This window comes from Acidicapsa ligni (genome assembly GCF_025685655.1).
In the GTDB taxonomy this organism is placed as follows: Bacteria; Acidobacteriota; Terriglobia; order Terriglobales; family Acidobacteriaceae; genus Acidicapsa; species Acidicapsa ligni.
On the sequence record NZ_JAGSYG010000006.1, the window covers coordinates 205,737 to 222,102 of the forward strand.

Below are 16,366 nucleotides of genomic sequence, written 5' to 3' on the forward strand. Positions count from 1 at the left end.
GCCCTTCCATTCACTGGGTCAGCGGCGCCAGGAAGCGGTTCCGCGCAGACGACGAAATCGTACGCAGATCCAACAGCGTCAGGAAATCGATCGTCCCAAACTCCTTATCCCAGGCGGGAGCGCTGCAAATACGCGCTCCAATTGCCAGATACGTCCTGAGCAATTTCGGCACCTTTACAGCTTCCTCCGAGCTTTCATTCACAACAGCATCCGGGCACTCAAACCCACGCATGGGGATCGTTTCCAGCTCCTGCGCAACGCGATAGTTACCAAGCTGGCGATACATTCCCCAGCCCTCGCGCGGGTCTACTGAATTCAGCGAGGAGCACCCAATCAAATAACGCAACTGCATGTCTGTGGCGTACTGTGCAATTCCGCGCCAGAGCAGGGTAAGCACCTCAGGGGTGCGATGTTCGCGATCAATGGCCGCGCGCCCCAGTTCGAGGATCTCTCCACGCATCGATTCATAGATGGAGAGGTCGAACTCCTGCTCGGAGTAGTAGCCCAGGTTTTCGCGCGCAGTGGCTCCGGATTGCATACGGTAAGTGCCCACGATACGCCCATCGGCTTTGTCTTCCACCAGCAGGTGCTCGCAGAAGAGGTCGAACTGATCCGTGTCCAGGCCTGTCTCGTACGAGGACTCAAGCCCTTTGCCTAGTTCTATATTGAAGACTTTAAAACGCAAACGGCAGATAGCATCGCGATCCACTACGGACTCAGCCAGCCGGACGCGATAATGACCAACCTCGGCATGAATGCGAGGACGCGGCGGATGAACTGGAGTGCAGGGCTCAACCTCAGCAACCGAACCCGCAATTGGCAAAAGAGCTACCCCGCCACCCGAATAGAAATCCGGGTAGGAGCCAGAAAGCGATACATCCCAAAGCGGTGTGGCAGCCACCGCCGACCTGGAAGCAACTGGAACGCCTGAACGGGTAATCACGCCGACAGTATGGAGCGTTTTCTGCTAAAGGACGGTGAACTTGCTGCAAATACCGTGCAAATTTTCAGCAGTTCCTTATTTAGGAAAACACTGGAAATCGTTGGTTATCTGGATATGACTGCCTGAGAAATACTCCACCTTCCGCTCTCCGCCGAAAAATGTAAAAGGCCCACGCAATGAGCGCGGGCCTCGGGTTAATTCGTATTGCGAAGGTTAGCAGCAACCGCCGGCAATCGAGGGGATCACCAGCACTTCATCGCCATCCTGGAACGCATACTTCTCGTTGCCGAGAAAGCGAATATCTTCCTCGTTTACATAAAAGTTGATGAACTTGCGAACCTCGCCATCCTCGCCACGCAGATGCTGGCGCAGCGCGGGAAAGCGGCCTTCCATATCTGTCACCAACTCCGGCAGGTTCGCCGCATTGCTATCAATCTCGCGAACGTTATTCGTATGTTTCTGAAACGCATTTGGCAACACTACCTTAACTGACATATTCCACTCCCGCGCCCGTTAAGGCCGCTTGCTGTTCTTCGAGATACGTTACAAAATCCGACATACGAGGCCGCACTGGCACGGACTGCTGGTAGGCGCCGGTCAGTACATCCGTGGTCTTGAGGCCGTTGCCGGTAATGCAGCTTACGGTCAGTTCATCGGGCTTGATGCGTCCATGCGCGTAGAGACGAGCGGTGACAGCGGTTGTAACTCCGCCAGCCGTCTCGGTGAAGATGCCTTCAGTCTCAGCCAGTTCCTGGATCGCCGAAACAATCTCGATGTCTGAAACATCCTCGGCCCATCCGCCCGTCTCGCGAATTACGCGAATCGCATACGGTCCATCGGCAGGATTGCCAATCGCCAGCGAGCGCGCAATCGTGTTCGGCCGCTGCGGCTCAATGCCGTCCGCGCCATTCTTCACTGCTGTTGAAATCGGCGAGCATCCAGTCGCCTGGGCACCAAAGAAACGAACATGCTTCTCTTTCACCAGGCCGAGAGCAATCAGTTCGCTGAAAGCCTTTTTGATCTTGGTGATGAGCGATCCGCCGGCCATCGGGACCACTACATTGTCCGGCAGACGCCAGCCGAGCTGCTCGGCGATTTCATAGCCCACGGTCTTCGAACCCTCAGCGTAATAAGGCCGCAAGTTCACGTTCACGAAACCCCAGTTGTACTTCTCCGCAATCTGCGAGCAGAGGCGGTTGCAGTGGTCATAGTTGCCGTCGATGCGAATCAGTGTCGCGCCATAGACCTGCGTGTTCAGGATCTTCGCCGGTTCCAGATCGGCGGGTACGAGGATGTAGGTCTTCAATCCCAGGCGAGCCGCGCCGGCAGCTACTGCGTTCGCCAGGTTGCCTGTCGAGGAGCAGCCGACGGTATCGAATCCAAAGGCCTGGGCATTGGCCAGCGCGACCGCGACGACGCGATCCTTGAAGCTCAGCGTCGGCATGCAGACGGCATCATTTTTGATGTAGAGATTGTTCGCGCCAATGCGCTTGGCAAGACGCGGCGCTTCCACTAGCGGAGTCAGACCGGCAGGAGTCGTGGGAACATAGCTATCCGAAACCGGCAGCAACGCACGGTAGCGCCACATGTTCAGCGGTCCTGCAGAGATGGCATCACGGGTAAAACGGGAGCGGGCATAATCTAAGTCGAAGCTAACTTCCAGGGGAGAAAAACACGAATCACAGATTGACAGCGGCTGATTCTCGTAACACTTGCCGCACTCCTTACATCGCAGTTCATAAGACGCAGTCATAATTCCCTCACAGTGCGAGAGTCGCTGAGTCCGAATACGGGTACGCCTGTCTCGGCTCAAAAGTGAGCAAACTTGAGAGGATTCAATTGCGGAAACGCCCAACCCAAAAACCAGTGCGCTTCCCGAATCTCATGTCCCCCGTTACCGGGCGAGAGTTGACACCGTGATCCTCTGTTGCGGAGGCCGGTTGTCGTGGCGTCGCAGGGCTCGTCCCTCAACCACTCTTCATGAAATCCAAGCCTGTTCCCGTCAGGAACAAACCAGAATATGTATTGTTGATACCATACCCGGCACTCGGGTGCAACCCACCTCGCAGCGAATGGCGTGAAGCGCGCATCCAACGGTCGTCCTTCTTGGTTGGATTGAGAATGCAAAATTGCGCTCAAATTCTGCGATAAACCTGCCCGCGCGACTCGATATCGACAACCAGAAGATTCGGTTCTTTGATCAATAAAAGGATCCTATACCCACCCACGCGGGCGGAACGCTTATCACTCCCCTGCAGCGGATAGGAATTTGTCGGATTCAAAGGATCAGCCGCAACAGCTTCAATCTTTTCGGATATTCGCTTACGGGTTGGTACATCCAGTGCATTGAGGCTTTTTGCAGCGCTTTTTGTCAGAACAATTTCAAGCGGCAACTTCACTGCACAGAAGTCCAGGAGACAACGTTACCCGCGGTCAAATCTGCGAGGGCAGCATCGAACTTGCAAGAGACTTCATCTCGCGTCATCATGGCATCAAGCCAATCAATGACATTTAATATTCGTTCAGAATTCACTTGTAATTGAGTTAGTTGCTTGCCAATCAAGCTTTTTGGCGGAAAGCTGCCTCGGTCCGAGAGAACTCGATTGACTAGCTCGTACATACGTGAGAGATAATCTCGAAAATCCTGGGATCGCTCATTCGATGAATGCTCAGGAAAAGCATGAGCAGGAACTACATATTCTATAAAGTGATCAAATTCATCAAGGGCGCGTGTCGTGTCTCGATTAAGACTCGCAAGCCGCTTATAGATTTGCCAATGCTGAAATAAAGAGGATGCTTTGGCCCCTGGGCGCGCAAGAGCTGCAGCGATTTCGGATGCCTGGGCAAGAGCACCAAATAAGCGTGCATTCCATAGGTCACTTCCAACTTCCATCGCCACGCTAGTAGTCATCGGTCCCTCATCCCTGTGGTCAATTCATTGCCAGACTACTCTCCATAATTCTACCTGACAGTATAACGCCGAGAACTTTCCTTGTCAGTTGGCGTAGAGGCGAACATAATCGACCTGAAAATCGGCTGGAAACTCAGCAGTTGCGTCGGGGTTTTTCGGCCAATCTCCGCCCACAGCCAAGTTGATCAACAGGAAGACACTATCCCCTGTATCGAATGGCCAGACTGGATTTTTGAACTTTGTCAGGCTCTCAGGATTGGTGTAAGTCACATACGGCTTCGAGGGATCATCGACGTAATACGCGACAGAATCCTTCTTCCAGATCATCCCGTAGGTATGCCATCCAGACGCCGTTTGGCCTTCAGGAAAATAGAATTTCGTTCCCAGGCCATCGTCGCCGACGAAGCCTTTTCCGTGTATCGACCCCTCATTCCAATCCGGCTTCAGTGCAGCGTTCACCCGCTCCAGAATGTCCTGCTCGCCTGAGGCTGGCCATCCGACGGTTGCGATGTTGTTGCCCAGCGTCCAGAAGGCAGGCCACATTCCCTGCGCCTCAGGAACCTTCGCCCGAACCTCAAGCCGCCCGTACTGCAGGCTGAACAATCCCTGCGACTTCAGCCGTGCCGAGGTATAGGCGCCGGTCGCGGTTTTACGCGCCACAACATGCAGCAAACCATCCGTGCCGACGTAGGCGTTCGGCTGCGACGGATCGCATGGCGCGGCAGTCGATCCCCATGCGCAGTAATCTTCCAGCTCATGATTGCCAAATCCACTGGAGCCCGTTTCGTAGCCCCAGACCGTCGCATCCGGCTGCTGATTTGCGCTCGTCTTGTTGTCGAACTCATCACTCCAAACCAGCGTTCCCGCTGGAATATTCAGAGCAAAGCTCTTGCGAACGACAGCGCTATCCCGATTGCCAGGAGCCGTCGCGTAGGCCGTTACCGTCGCATTGGAAGTCACCAGAAACGGCGCTTGATAAATTGGCGAAGTCGCAGTCGGCGCCATCCCGTCAACCGTGTAACGCACCGTTGCTCCCGGCGTTGGGCTGGCCAGCGAGACAATGACAGCTCCGTTTTGAGCGGCCTTCGTGCTCAGGATTGGCACGCCGGCCTGCATGGGCGTCTGGGCCGAAGCCGTCAAACTCAGCCCTCCATCCATTCCATCGATACTCAAACCACTGCTCAAACCACTCAGCAAAACAATCGCCAGGACAGACACAACAGCCTTCATCACAGACATCTACCTCCAGATAGCAATGCGCACCAGCAATGCGGACGAGTTCAATTACATCATGCACGCCCACGGTTGCGCAGGGATCAGGATGGAGTTATGACAAAGGGGCCGGACTCAGGGGCCAGGGTTGTGCTCCGGGCTCAGTGTTCAGGCTCAGTATGCAAACTCAGTATTCAGGCTCACAGCGGAGTGCCTGGGAAATGCTGCCGAAACGCGAGTTGCACCCGTTCACTGCCCGAGGACACAACCGCCTGCGCCACCCGGGCTCGTATCTCTGAGGAGTCGTAAACGCGGCTGATTGCCTCCAGCGCCGACGGTGCCAGCCTCGCATCCTCCTCAATCACGTCCAGCAAAAATTCGATTCCCGCACTCAATCGTGTCAGCGCAATTGCGTTGTCCAGCACGGAGCCAAACCATGCGTCCGCACCCTGGCGCCGCCGCGCTACCAGCGCTTTGAGCGCCTCGATGTTGTGTGTATCCGCCAACGAATATGCGGCCTCCGCAGCCGTATCTTCCTCGTCATCCAGAAAATCAGCGACCAGTTCAATTGCGGCGGGGTTGCTGCCTTCAAGAGCGAGCAAAGCCGAAAAGCATACTCCCAGCACTTCAGGATCTTCTTTCCGAAGCAGTACGCGCATCTTCAGCAACAGCGAAGCAGTGGGGCCGCCTGCCAGCCCGATCGCGCGGACGGCTTCCATCCGCACCGTCTTGTCGGAATCAATCAGCGGCTCAAGCAGCAGGTCGAGCAATTCGATATTGTTCAGTCCAGGACACGCGACCAGCGCAAGAGTGCATGTTCCGCGCAACGCACCGGCCGTATCGGACTGCCCGCCCCAGACCGGTTCTTCCTGGTGATGCCGCAGCCCGAGCAGATATACATTCGCATCGCGACACTCCATTTTCACCAATGCCTTGGCCAGTGCGCTCTTCGCCCAGCACTGTGGATCATTCTTCACCGGATCGATAAAAAAGCGTTCAAAGGCTGCAAGGGCTTCGGGAAGCAATGCCTGTAAATTATGTTCCGTGGCAATTCGTGCAGCCTTGGCGACTAGATAATTGTTTGCGTGCCCGAGTGCTTTTCGTACCTGCGCGATATCTTGAGCATCCACCACACGGCCGCTCATGGATTCCAGTTGCGCAAGTTCACGCTCAAACGATCGGTTCGCAGAAATTCGCGTCCCAGTTGAACTGAGTGCTGCTTTCAACATCATGGAACTCATTCCCTTCGTTCCGCACCACAGAGCCCTCCCAACGGGGCTGCTTACGCCACGAAATACTTCGCCTGTGGGTGATGCACCAGAATTAAGTTCAAACCTTGTCCCGGCTCAGGGTGATAGCCCTCGGCCTGGTGCATACCGATGGCTTCAGCCGTTTGAGCATTTTGCCTGCGCCCCCGGGCTCAGGTTTGTGGGATAAACAAAAGAGTACCCTGATCTACGATACTTTTGTTGAAAAAGGTCAGTTACTCGCGGAGATTCTCTGTCGGCTATTCTTCGGCAGAGAACGGCTTGCCTCGTGAACGAACCAGGCGAAGGCTCCTGTCGGCCCGATAGAAAACCTTACCAGGAGAGATATTTCGCGGGATCCTCAATCATCACAATAGTGAAGCTGACGACATCGCGTTTCTAAAATTTGTGCAAAGCTCTCCCGGCAGATCAAATTCATCCGCAATCGATAACCTGCCCCGCCTGCCACATGGGTAAAAATTAACTTGAGTTTAAAGGTGCTCGAAGTCTCACGCCTGACTTTATCCTCCTGAATTTTCTATACGTCCGAATCAGTCGATACATATTTGCAACATCGTGCGTGAACTTCCCTGCGCAGCGCTTTGAGCCGCCATAAGGCCTTTAACGTCGCTTGACGTCCCTCGACCTCATCGATTCCTGAAAAGCATCTTCTACTCAAATATGGATACAGATTTTTCAATCCGCAATCTGTATAAGTTCGCGCAGACAGCACACTGTCAGCAGAAAAAATATGCAGGCTGCTTCTACACGGGACACGGCGCCTAACTTGGATAGGGTCCGAATACGGCCTTAACCCTGCCGCTCTCATCTGCATCCTCAAGCACCATCACGCGAAACTCTGCCCCGCCAGGAGCTACCCGCACCACGACATGCCCCTGCTTGCTCTTGAATGAATCCGAGAAGCGCGCACACGCCAGCTCCGTCGCTGGATTCAGGCTCAGACAAAAGACATCCCGCGGCCCAGGATAGAGGATCGGCGAATAGATATTCGCCAGCGTGGAGATCGCCGGATGCGAAGCGTGCCAGCTTTGCAGTATCCAGACGCGAGGCTGCACAGCCTTCACAAACTCCGGCCCCGTCGCGTCGAAATACCCATGATGGTTACAGGTGGAAACGCTCACCGGGCCAGACACGCGGCCTGCCGGCGTCTCAATATCTCTCCACGGATCGCGGCCGTAATTTGTATCGCAGTTCAGATCGCCGCCGTTGAAATAGCTGAACTTGCCATAGCCAATTCGCAAGGCGATCGAACAGCTATTTTCCATCGATGTGGGGTTCGGCCCAACCGATACTTCGGGCGGAAACATGAGCTTGCTTTCCTCGCCCTGACCGGTCCAAACCTGGCCGTCGCCGGAGAGAACGCGCACGCCAAACTCGGTATATCTGCTCTTTGCATGTTGCAGCTCGATCTGGCTCGCGGACCCGACGTGCATTCGCTCGACCACCGTTCCGCGCTTTGCCACGGACCTTGCAAAAGCTGCGTAATTTAACGCCGCAGGATCGGTGATCGCAGCCGGATAGTTGTAATCGGGAAATCCCCTGTCAATCAGCCGGCGAATCCTGATCGCTTCAGCCACATCCGAAATGCCCGTGCGTTTGTAATCACCGAACGCGGACTTTGGATTCTCAGAGCGAACATCCCCGACATGATCGCCGTGCAGATGCGTCAGCAGAGCGTAATCCAGCTCTGGCCGACCTGTCGCCGTAAGCTGCCGCTGAATATAGCCAGCGATCCATTCGCCCGGACGCTTGCTGGCGTCTGGTTTCACCACATTCATGGCAGGCCCTTGTGTCGCCGATGCGCCTGCATCGATCAGCAGCGAAGTTCCATCCGGCATGATAGTCAGCGCTGAATTCCCACGCCCGGTATTGATGTGGTGGATATCGAGAAATCCCGGCTGCCACGGCTCCAGTACAGCACCCACAGTGTCAGTACTAACAATTGCCGCCGATTCCTCAGCCGAAGCCGTCATCCCCGGCAAAACTGCCAATCCAGCCGAAGCCCACAAAAATTCGCGCCTGTTCCAATTCATCATCCGGTTAGTCTATCCAGCCAGCCTGAGATGGAATGTAAAAAGCAAAAAGCCCTGCCGCGATATCTGTAGGAATATCGGGGCCAGGGCTTTCATGAAATCCACTTCAGGGAATAAGCTATTTCGCCGTGAGACTCGCCACCGGCACCAGCATGTCGTCCTTGCGCATGACCAGGCTGGTCGCGTTCAACGAAGCCAGCTCAAAGCCATGCCCATGCGTAATCGCATCCGTCGGGCAGGCCTCGACACAGTAGCCGCAGAAAATACAGCGGTTGTAGTCGATGTTGTAGGTCTTCGCGTAGCGTTCGCTGGACGAAATCCGCTTCTCTTCCGTATTCTCTGCTGCCTCAATAAAGATGCAGTTCGACGGGCAGGCCGCCGCGCACAGAAAACAGGCTACGCACTTCTCGAGGCCATTTTCGTCGCGCTGCAACTCGTGCGCACCTCGAAAACGCGGTTCAAACACGGCTCCACGTAACGGCCCATCCCCGTCGGGATAATTCTCTACCTGCGTCGGCTCCAGCATCTCCTTGAAGGTGATGCTCATGCCCTTGGCAATGCCAGCGATGTTGCGCACAATCGACATAAGCCCAGTATACGATGGATCCCGGAGGGTTTTCATCCCATGCGCCTGTCGCTTTTCATTCCAGCACTGCTGATATTGACCAGCGCCGGTTACGCCGCGCCCCGGCAGGACGCCATGCCAGCCGAAATTACCGCCAAACCAGCCAAGCCCCTCGGCCCGGTAGCGCCCCTTCGCATCAGCTACAACGGCCGAGCCGAGGAATGGACCCTCGCCACTCTCGCCAAATTGCCTCACAAAACCATCCAGGTCTACAACGAACACGCCAAGGCCACCCAGAATTACTCCGGCGTCCCACTCGCTGACCTGCTCACGCGGATCGGAATACCCACCGCGCCCCGCGGCAAGGAAATGCGTCTCTACCTCGTCGCCCAGGGCGTTGACGGCTACCTCGTAACGTTTTCGCTCGCCGAGGTTCTGCCTAACTTTCGCTCAGGCGACATCCTCGTAGCCGACGCTCTCGAAGGCAAGCCCATTCCCGAAACCGGCCCTTTGCAACTGGTTGTCAGCGAAGACAAGCGCCCCGCGCGCTGGGTCCACAGCATCGTCGAAATTCGAGTGCTGACCGCCGAATAAAGGCGGACACGCGTTACTTTTTGGCTCCCGGCGGCTCAGACCGTCCGCGATTATTTGCAGGCGGAGTCGTAGTTGGCCGTCTCCCCGTCTTTGCGACACCGCCCAAAAACACTGCACAAAGATCCGAGTCCTGCCCGCGTGCCAATGTAGCCAGCGCCGGATCGGCCTGCCCTGGATTTGCTTTACACAGCTCGCGCTCCATTTGACCGGCGTGGTCTGGTCCCAGCGCCTGCATCTGCTCCAGCCCGCTCGCCGGATCGACACTGTACTGGTAGACAAAATCCTCGGCTGGCTTGGTCTTGCCATAGTCGAAATGTACCCACGTCGCCAGCACGTTCCGCCCTGGAGGCTCGGTGAGCAACCCGTAAATCTGGGTACGCGTCACCCCGTCGATATTGCCAGCGGCCCACAACGGGGCAGCCTGGTCCCCACGCAGCCATCGCGCCCGCCATGCGTGGGCAGCAACGTTGTAATAAAGCGTTGTGAAAAAAGTGGAAGCATCGCAACCCGAGCAGTCGTCGTAGACCAAACCCAGCTCCGGCACGAACTCGCCACCGAAAGTCGTCCATCCCAGCACCTTCGGATTTACGGCATGGAACAACGGCTGGGACTCATGCTTTGAAAGCGAGACACTCCAAACCGTATAAGCATCGGCCTGTGGACTCGACTGCGGCGTCTTGCGCTCCGCGGTCAGCACCAGCGCCGAATCCCACTGCACACCTATCTCGCGAATCGCGGTCCACTTTTCAGCCTTGAGCGAAGTCGTCACCCACTGCACAATGGCCGCGTCCTTCTGATCATGAAAATCAACCCAGTGAAAGGCATCGAGCGCCGTCTGCGCACCGGCTGGACGAGCTGCCAGCATCAGCAGCGCTACCGCAAATCCCAGCGAACAAACACCCTTCAAATGCCGGGTAAACCTATCAGGCGTGAACGACATATGCTCTCTTGCCGAACGAAGCATCAATCGGGGAAATTGGAGCCACTGAAGCAATCGCATACCTCTAGTATGCCCCGCAATCACGGCTCGCCAGGCAACACCCTGACTACTGGACATCTCATCAGTAAACGCCGGCATCGAGGCAGGCAGCGACCGGGGATGGCAGATCAATAGTGTTTGCGGTTATATTCCTTCAATTCCAGCTTGCCCTGAGTACCGGCGTCGGGGTTGCCAATATATCGCGTTACCCCGCAGGTTACCGGCTTCTCGTTCTCATCCAGATCTTTGAACCGCTCCGGACTCAGCCGCTCAAAATTTGCGCGTGTAGCCAGGATCGTCAGATGATGCGTCATCGTCAGCACCCGTTTGCCTGCAAACTCCCGGATCAGTGTCGCGATCCACGAGAGATTTCGCAGCCGCACATCGGGGATATTCTCACCGTTCAGATAACGGTAATCGTAGTCTCCCAACAGAGTGTGCAGCTTACCCTGGTCGGGATTCATCACCTGGTAGATTCGCCAGTCGCTGTAGAGCAGCGCCAGCCCGTGATCCTGCTCGCGGATACGCTCGTCCTCAATAACTCGCGCGCCCGCAAGTTCCGGCCATTCCTCGATAATGTGGCGCAGCGTTTCCTTTGTCCTGAAATACGGAGAGACAAATATAATCTCGGGGCAATGGGCCTCGGACTCTCGCATCTTTCTTCCAGTCGTCCGGGCCTGCTCGATTCCCCGCGGCGTAAGCGGGGTGTCCCTGTCACTGATACCGAGCCAATAACGCTCGTTGAGCACCAGCCCCAAAGCCTGCGTCACCGGATTTAGCCGGTTCGTATCAAACAATTCGCGAAACCGGAGATACTCCGGATCGGCCTCTTTCTTTGCTTTGAGAATGTTATAAGCCGACTCAGCATGACGAATCAGCAATAACTCCTTCGGCCATTTCATTGTTTTTATCATCCGTCCGATTATCTCAAATTCAAAAAAACAGCTTAATTATCTACGTCGAAGATCAAATTGAATTGACAGGCAGGCTGAGGCTCAAGTAACTTTTCCCCTAAGAGAATTATGGGAGAAACGAAAGAAGCGATACCACGCGCATCGCTTCCTTCAAGGAGACGCACATGCTTCCTGATCTGAACGAATTTCTGGTACGTCTAAAATCGCTCTTCAGCAAACGGCGTCTGGACAACGAGATGGCCGAAGAGCTGGAGTTTCATCAGACTCTCCTGCGCGAAAAACTTCTCCGCCACGGCGTGCCTCAATCCGAGTTGGATACGGCGACCCGCAAGACCTTTGGCAACCAGTCTCGATGGCAGGAGCGTATCCGCGAGCTATGGCAGTTTCGCGCTATTGAAAACCTGCGGCGCGATGTGAGCTTTTCCATCCGCCTGCTGAGGAAGTCTCCCGGCTTCACGGCTATTGCGCTGCTCACACTGGCGCTGGGAGTCGGAGCCAATACATCCGTATTCTCCCTGATCAATGGGCTTTTGCTGCGTCCCTTACCGGTACCCAATGCACAACAATTAGCCGTGTTGCGTATGGAGGAGGGTGGTCCGGTGCCTAACTATAGTTTCATCACGCCATTCTTCCGCAGCCTGGAATCACGGCATGATCTATTCGCAAATGTCTTCGCCTACAACCCGGACAAGTTCCAGGTCAAAGGTCAATCCGGCAATGAAAATGTCGTGGGTGTTTTGGTAAGCGGACAATATTTTCAAGCCCTGCAAACTCCGCCCCTGCTGGGCCGCTATCTCACGCCCGAGGACGACCGCCCGGGCGGCAGCTCAGCAGGTTTGGCCGTAGTGATCAGCGAGAGGTTCTGGAAGAGCTGGTTTAATCGTGCGCCCGATGCCATAGGCCGCAAACTGATCGTCGCCAACGTTCCCTTTACTGTCGTCGGCGTCATGCCTAAGCGCTTTATAGGAGCTGACCCAACGCAGAGGCCGCAGATATTCGCTCCACTTTCTGCAGACCCTATCATCGACGCGCCAAGAAATCACATTGATGGCGGAATTCATGCATGGTGGCTGACCGTTGTCGCACGTATGAACCCAGGCATGACAATCGATCAGGCCAATGCTGCGCTGCTGGCCGTTTCCAACCCAATCCTGCACGAGGCATCCACAGACGCAAGCTTTACTACGGAGGAGGAGCGCGGGCATTTTCATTTCGCGGCTGAGCCCGGATCGCGAGGATTCACCTATGCGCGCATCCTGTTTCGAAAGCCGCTGATCGCAATGTTTTCCATGTGCGGAGGCATCCTGCTGCTCGCCTGCCTCAATCTCACCAGCCTTCTGATGGCTAGAAGTGCAGCGCGCGAACGAGAGCTGGCAACTCGTCTCGCACTGGGCGCTACGCGACGCAGGCTCATCCACCAACTACTCATCGAGAGCCTGTTGATCGCGATCATTGGCACGGCACTTGGATTGGTTGCAGCGCCTTTGGTAAGTCGCTCTCTCGGGGCAATGCTGATGAGCGCCAATTTCGCTGAACAAGTCCAGCTCGATACCTCATTGGATCTGCGCGTCTTCCTCTTCGCGGCTCTCATTGCGGTCACGACAGCAGTTCTCATTGGTTTGGTACCTGCATTGCAGGCTACCGGCGGCGATCTCAACGAACACATCAAAGAAGGCCAGTCAGCCAACAAGGCTAACCAGAGTAGAAAAGTTTTGCCTCGCGTACTTATGACTCTGCAGGTAGCGCTGGCGCTCGTCCTTGTTGCAGGTGCAGGCCTGCTCGCGACCAGCCTCGTAAAGCTTTATAAGTCCGGTGCAGGATTCGATCCCAACGGCCTGGTTAACATCGCTTTCAGCATGGATAAGCAGCAGCTTGAGGGCGACCAGTTAATGCAGGTCTATCAGCACATCGGCGAAGAGCTTGAGCATCAGCCGGGAGTCAAGAGCGCCAGCTTCGAATTCATCGTCCCGCTTTCCCATCGTGGCTGGAATGGCAGATACTCCGCCCCTGGTGCAGAACCCAAGCTCATGTGGATGAATGCTGTTGGCCCGAAATACTTCGCGACAATGCAGATTCCTCTTTTTATGGGACGCGAGTTTACATGGTCAGACACCAAGGCTTCCGGATTGAAAGTAATCCTCAACCAATCTGCGGCAAAGTTGCTCTTCCCCAATCGCAACGCCCTTGGTGAACAAATTACCGATCCAAGTACGAAAACCTCTTACGAAGTTATCGCTGTTGTTGGAGATACAAAGTACAACGACATGCGCGCACCGGCATCGGCTATCGGCTACGTTCCAATTCAACAGGACGAGCAGGAAAAGCCATCGCTGACTGCAGTGATTCGACTTGATCCAACCCATAACCAACAAGCTCCACTGGCCGCTGCTGCCCACGCAATCGCGAGCCGACTGGCGCCCACTATCCCTGCACCGACACTTACCAGCATGAGCGAGATCATGGATAACTCCATAGGCGCGGAGAGAATGATGGCCGTACTCGCTATCTTCTTTGCCGGCTGCGCTCTGCTGGTCACAGGCATAGGCCTCTACGGAACACTGGCGTACTCCACTGCGCGCCGCACCAGTGAGATCGGCATTCGCATGGCCCTGGGCGCGCAACGAGCGGGAGTCATCGCACTCATCTTCCGCGAGAATGCGGTGGTCGCTCTCGCCGGTTGTGGCACCGGCCTTGTCGCTGCAATCCTCGCGTCGCGCGCGCTGGCCAGCTTCCTCTACGAAACATCTCCGCGCGATCCGTGGATCCTGGTCAGCTCCGTAGCAGCCTTAACCTGCATCGCCTCCGCAGCATCGCTGCTTCCGGCAATCCGCGCCTCAAAGATAGAACCAATCACCGCCATACGCTGCGAATGATAGGGACGCCTAAGTAACGAACTGCTTACGGAAGCGGCTCAGGCAGTTGACAGATTGGTAAACTATGCTAATCTGAATTTGCGCTCAGTTGTTTGGTTGTGAGCCGTTCTTGTGCTCAGCAGATATGAGACCCCCTGGAAAAGGCTGGGTTCACTGCGACAGAGTCAAGACCGCCCTGCAAAGCATTTCTCCAAGCCCCTCAGCGTAACCGCTCTGTTTTGTTAGTTCGAGCGGACAGCAGATCGAAGGAAGCGACCTTTTCAGGTTTGCACCTAGCGATCAGAGGCAGCGTGCGGCAGGGCCGGGTTGAGCATTTGACTTCCACTCAACCACTTGGATTTATTCCTCTTCGGTACTCCACTACGCGAATTTATTGTCTTCTTTCCGGTGCTTGAAGCCGCCGTCGAGATCTATCCGGGCCCACAGCCCTGGCATACAGCCATGCTGTGCGCGGCCCCACATAAGGATACAAGTGACTCAATTTGCAGACTTTACCATTTCCGAAACGCTCAAAAAGCGTATCGCTTCCCTCAACTTTGTAACCCCGACCCCAGTACAAGCTGGCGCGATCCCACCGGCGCTCGAAGGCAAAGACGTTCTCGCCACCGCCCAGACCGGCACCGGCAAGACCCTCAGCTTCCTGATTCCGATTCTGGAAAAGCTGGCCACTACGGAATCCCGTTCCGCGACCGCTCTGATCCTGTTGCCGACACGCGAACTGGCCATGCAGGTCGAGGTAGCCTTCCGCAGCCTCAATACCAATCCGGCGAACACTGTCGCCCTGGTAGTTGGTGGCATGGCCGAGGGTCCTCAGTTACAACTTATCCGCCGCGGCGCACGACTTATCGTTGCCACGCCAGGCCGCCTCGAAGACTATCTCAACCGCAAGCTCGTTAAGCTGGACCAGGTGAAGATTCTCGTACTCGACGAAGTAGATCGTATGTTGGATATGGGTTTCAAACCAGCCATCAAGCGTATCGCAGGCTGCCTGCCACTTAGCCGTCAGACGTTGTGCTATTCGGCAACTCTGGATGCGCAGATTCGCGAAGTCGTTCGTGAGTATATGAGCGACCCTGTCCGCATCGAGATTGGTTCTGTGCTCAAGCCTTCTGAGAATGTCGAGTTACAGACATTTGAAGTTGAGCAGGATAGAAAGCAGGAGCTTCTCGAGCACTTACTTGAAACAGGCGAAGGTAGCTTCCTTGTTTTCGTTCGCACTAAGCATGGTGCAGATCGCGTAGCCAGCCGCCTCGTTCGTTCAGGACATTCGGCAACGCAGATTCATGGCGATCGTTCGCAGGCACAGCGCAATCAGGCACTTAAGAGTTTCTCTGAAGGCCGTCATCGTATCCTCGTCGCAACCGATGTTGCTGCTCGCGGAATCGATGTTAAGCATGTCGCTCACGTAGTTAACTATGATATCCCGAAGGTAGCCGAAGACTTTGTGCATCGCATTGGTAGAACTGGCCGTGCACAGAGCCGCGGAATCGCTTCTACCTTCGCTTCGGCATCCGAACGCAGTGATTTACGTAAAATCGAACGTTCTTTGTCAATTTCCATGAAACGATTTAGGGTCACAGCGCCACAAACCGCGTAGACTATTCGTACCCGCGCATTCTACGGGTTTCACAAACTGAAAAAGGGGAAACACCATGGCTGGAGATCTGCAACTTACCTGTAGCGACTGCGGACGGGAATTTACTTTTACTGCTGCTGACCAAACGTTCTTCCAGGAACGGGGATATTCGACGCCAAAGCGCTGCAAGCCTTGCAGGCAGGCCAAGAAGGCCGACCAAGCCGGAGGTGGCGGCGGATTTGGTGGCGGCGGAAGCAGCTACGGCGGGGGCGGCGGTTATAGCTCACGCGCATCCACCGGAACCGCAGTTGTTTGCTCTGGCTGCGGCCAGCAAACCACTGTTCCTTTTGAACCAAGGGGCGATCGTCCGGTATTCTGCCGCGATTGCTTCCAGGCACAAAAGGGCGGCGCGGGCGGCGGCGGTGGCCGTGGACGCGGCGGCAACGACCGTGGCGGTGGCGGCGGACGCGGCGGACGGTACTAACGTACTGTTACGCT

The 16,366-nt window shown here is 55.6% G+C and carries 15 protein-coding genes and 1 riboswitch; of the genes, 4 read left to right on the top strand and 11 right to left on the bottom strand.

The features are described from left to right. Positions 1 to 10 precede the first annotated feature (10 nt). The 9 genes from OHL19_RS19195 to nuoI all read right to left on the bottom strand — a co-directional run bounded on the left by OHL19_RS19195 (position 11) and on the right by nuoI (position 8,953). Positions 11 to 943, bottom strand: coding sequence for a GNAT family N-acetyltransferase (locus OHL19_RS19195; RefSeq protein WP_263359442.1), 933 nt, complete (start codon positions 941 to 943; stop codon positions 11 to 13). A gap of 213 nt (positions 944 to 1,156) precedes the next feature. Further along, on the bottom strand, positions 1,157 to 1,438 hold the full coding sequence (locus tag OHL19_RS19200; protein WP_263359443.1) for a MoaD/ThiS family protein: 282 nt from the start codon (positions 1,436 to 1,438) through the stop codon (positions 1,157 to 1,159). Continuing rightward, a complete protein-coding gene (gene thrC, locus OHL19_RS19205; protein WP_263359444.1) occupies positions 1,428 to 2,696 on the bottom strand; it encodes a threonine synthase in 1,269 nt (422 codons plus the stop codon). Before thrC ends, OHL19_RS19200 begins: the two co-directional genes overlap by 11 nt. 126 nt (positions 2,697 to 2,822) lie before the next feature. Then, positions 2,823 to 2,930, bottom strand: a riboswitch (SAM riboswitch). A 148-nt stretch (positions 2,931 to 3,078) separates the two neighbouring features. Then, complete coding sequence (locus tag OHL19_RS19210) at positions 3,079 to 3,342, bottom strand: type II toxin-antitoxin system RelE family toxin (RefSeq protein WP_263359445.1); 264 nt, start codon at positions 3,340 to 3,342, stop codon at positions 3,079 to 3,081. Further along, entirely contained in the window at positions 3,339 to 3,854 is a 516-nt protein-coding gene (locus OHL19_RS19215; protein WP_263359446.1) for a hypothetical protein, read from the bottom strand. The genes OHL19_RS19210 and OHL19_RS19215 overlap by 4 nt, the downstream gene beginning before the upstream one ends. Before the next feature lie 84 nt (positions 3,855 to 3,938). Continuing rightward, positions 3,939 to 5,093, bottom strand: coding sequence for a chitobiase/beta-hexosaminidase C-terminal domain-containing protein (locus OHL19_RS19220; RefSeq protein WP_263359447.1), 1,155 nt, complete (start codon positions 5,091 to 5,093; stop codon positions 3,939 to 3,941). Between the two features lie 173 nt (positions 5,094 to 5,266). Beyond that, a complete protein-coding gene (locus OHL19_RS19225) occupies positions 5,267 to 6,307 on the bottom strand; it encodes a HEAT repeat domain-containing protein (protein WP_263359448.1) in 1,041 nt (346 codons plus the stop codon). Positions 6,308 to 7,095: 788 nt separating this feature from the next. Next, on the bottom strand, positions 7,096 to 8,370 hold the full coding sequence (locus tag OHL19_RS19230; protein WP_263359449.1) for a ComEC/Rec2 family competence protein: 1,275 nt from the start codon (positions 8,368 to 8,370) through the stop codon (positions 7,096 to 7,098). Between the two features lie 115 nt (positions 8,371 to 8,485). Further along, a complete protein-coding gene (nuoI, locus tag OHL19_RS19235) occupies positions 8,486 to 8,953 on the bottom strand; it encodes an NADH-quinone oxidoreductase subunit NuoI (protein WP_263359535.1) in 468 nt (155 codons plus the stop codon). Between the two features lie 39 nt (positions 8,954 to 8,992). On the opposite strand from nuoI, the gene OHL19_RS19240 reads away from it, so the two are divergent. Then, positions 8,993 to 9,526, top strand: coding sequence for a molybdopterin-dependent oxidoreductase (locus OHL19_RS19240; RefSeq protein ID WP_263359450.1), 534 nt, complete (start codon positions 8,993 to 8,995; stop codon positions 9,524 to 9,526). A gap of 13 nt (positions 9,527 to 9,539) precedes the next feature. Here the strand turns inward: OHL19_RS19240 and OHL19_RS19245 are convergent, their stop codons facing one another. Next, positions 9,540 to 10,466, bottom strand: coding sequence for a hypothetical protein (locus OHL19_RS19245; protein WP_263359451.1), 927 nt, complete (start codon positions 10,464 to 10,466; stop codon positions 9,540 to 9,542). Positions 10,467 to 10,633: 167 nt separating this feature from the next. Then, on the bottom strand, positions 10,634 to 11,407 hold the full coding sequence (locus tag OHL19_RS19250; protein WP_263359452.1) for a histidine phosphatase family protein: 774 nt from the start codon (positions 11,405 to 11,407) through the stop codon (positions 10,634 to 10,636). A gap of 176 nt (positions 11,408 to 11,583) precedes the next feature. Here OHL19_RS19250 and OHL19_RS19255 point away from each other — a divergent pair, with 176 nt between their 5' ends. From OHL19_RS19255 to OHL19_RS19265, 3 genes are all read left to right on the top strand, one after another. Then, positions 11,584 to 14,292, top strand: a complete 2,709-nt coding sequence (locus tag OHL19_RS19255; protein ID WP_263359453.1) for an ABC transporter permease — start codon at positions 11,584 to 11,586, stop codon at positions 14,290 to 14,292. A 472-nt stretch (positions 14,293 to 14,764) separates the two neighbouring features. Then, complete coding sequence (locus OHL19_RS19260) at positions 14,765 to 15,889, top strand: DEAD/DEAH box helicase (RefSeq protein WP_263359454.1); 1,125 nt, start codon at positions 14,765 to 14,767, stop codon at positions 15,887 to 15,889. 55 nt (positions 15,890 to 15,944) lie between these two features. Continuing rightward, complete coding sequence (locus tag OHL19_RS19265; protein WP_263359455.1) at positions 15,945 to 16,352, top strand: CxxC-x17-CxxC domain-containing protein; 408 nt, start codon at positions 15,945 to 15,947, stop codon at positions 16,350 to 16,352. The last annotated feature ends 14 nt before the right edge of the window (positions 16,353 to 16,366 follow it).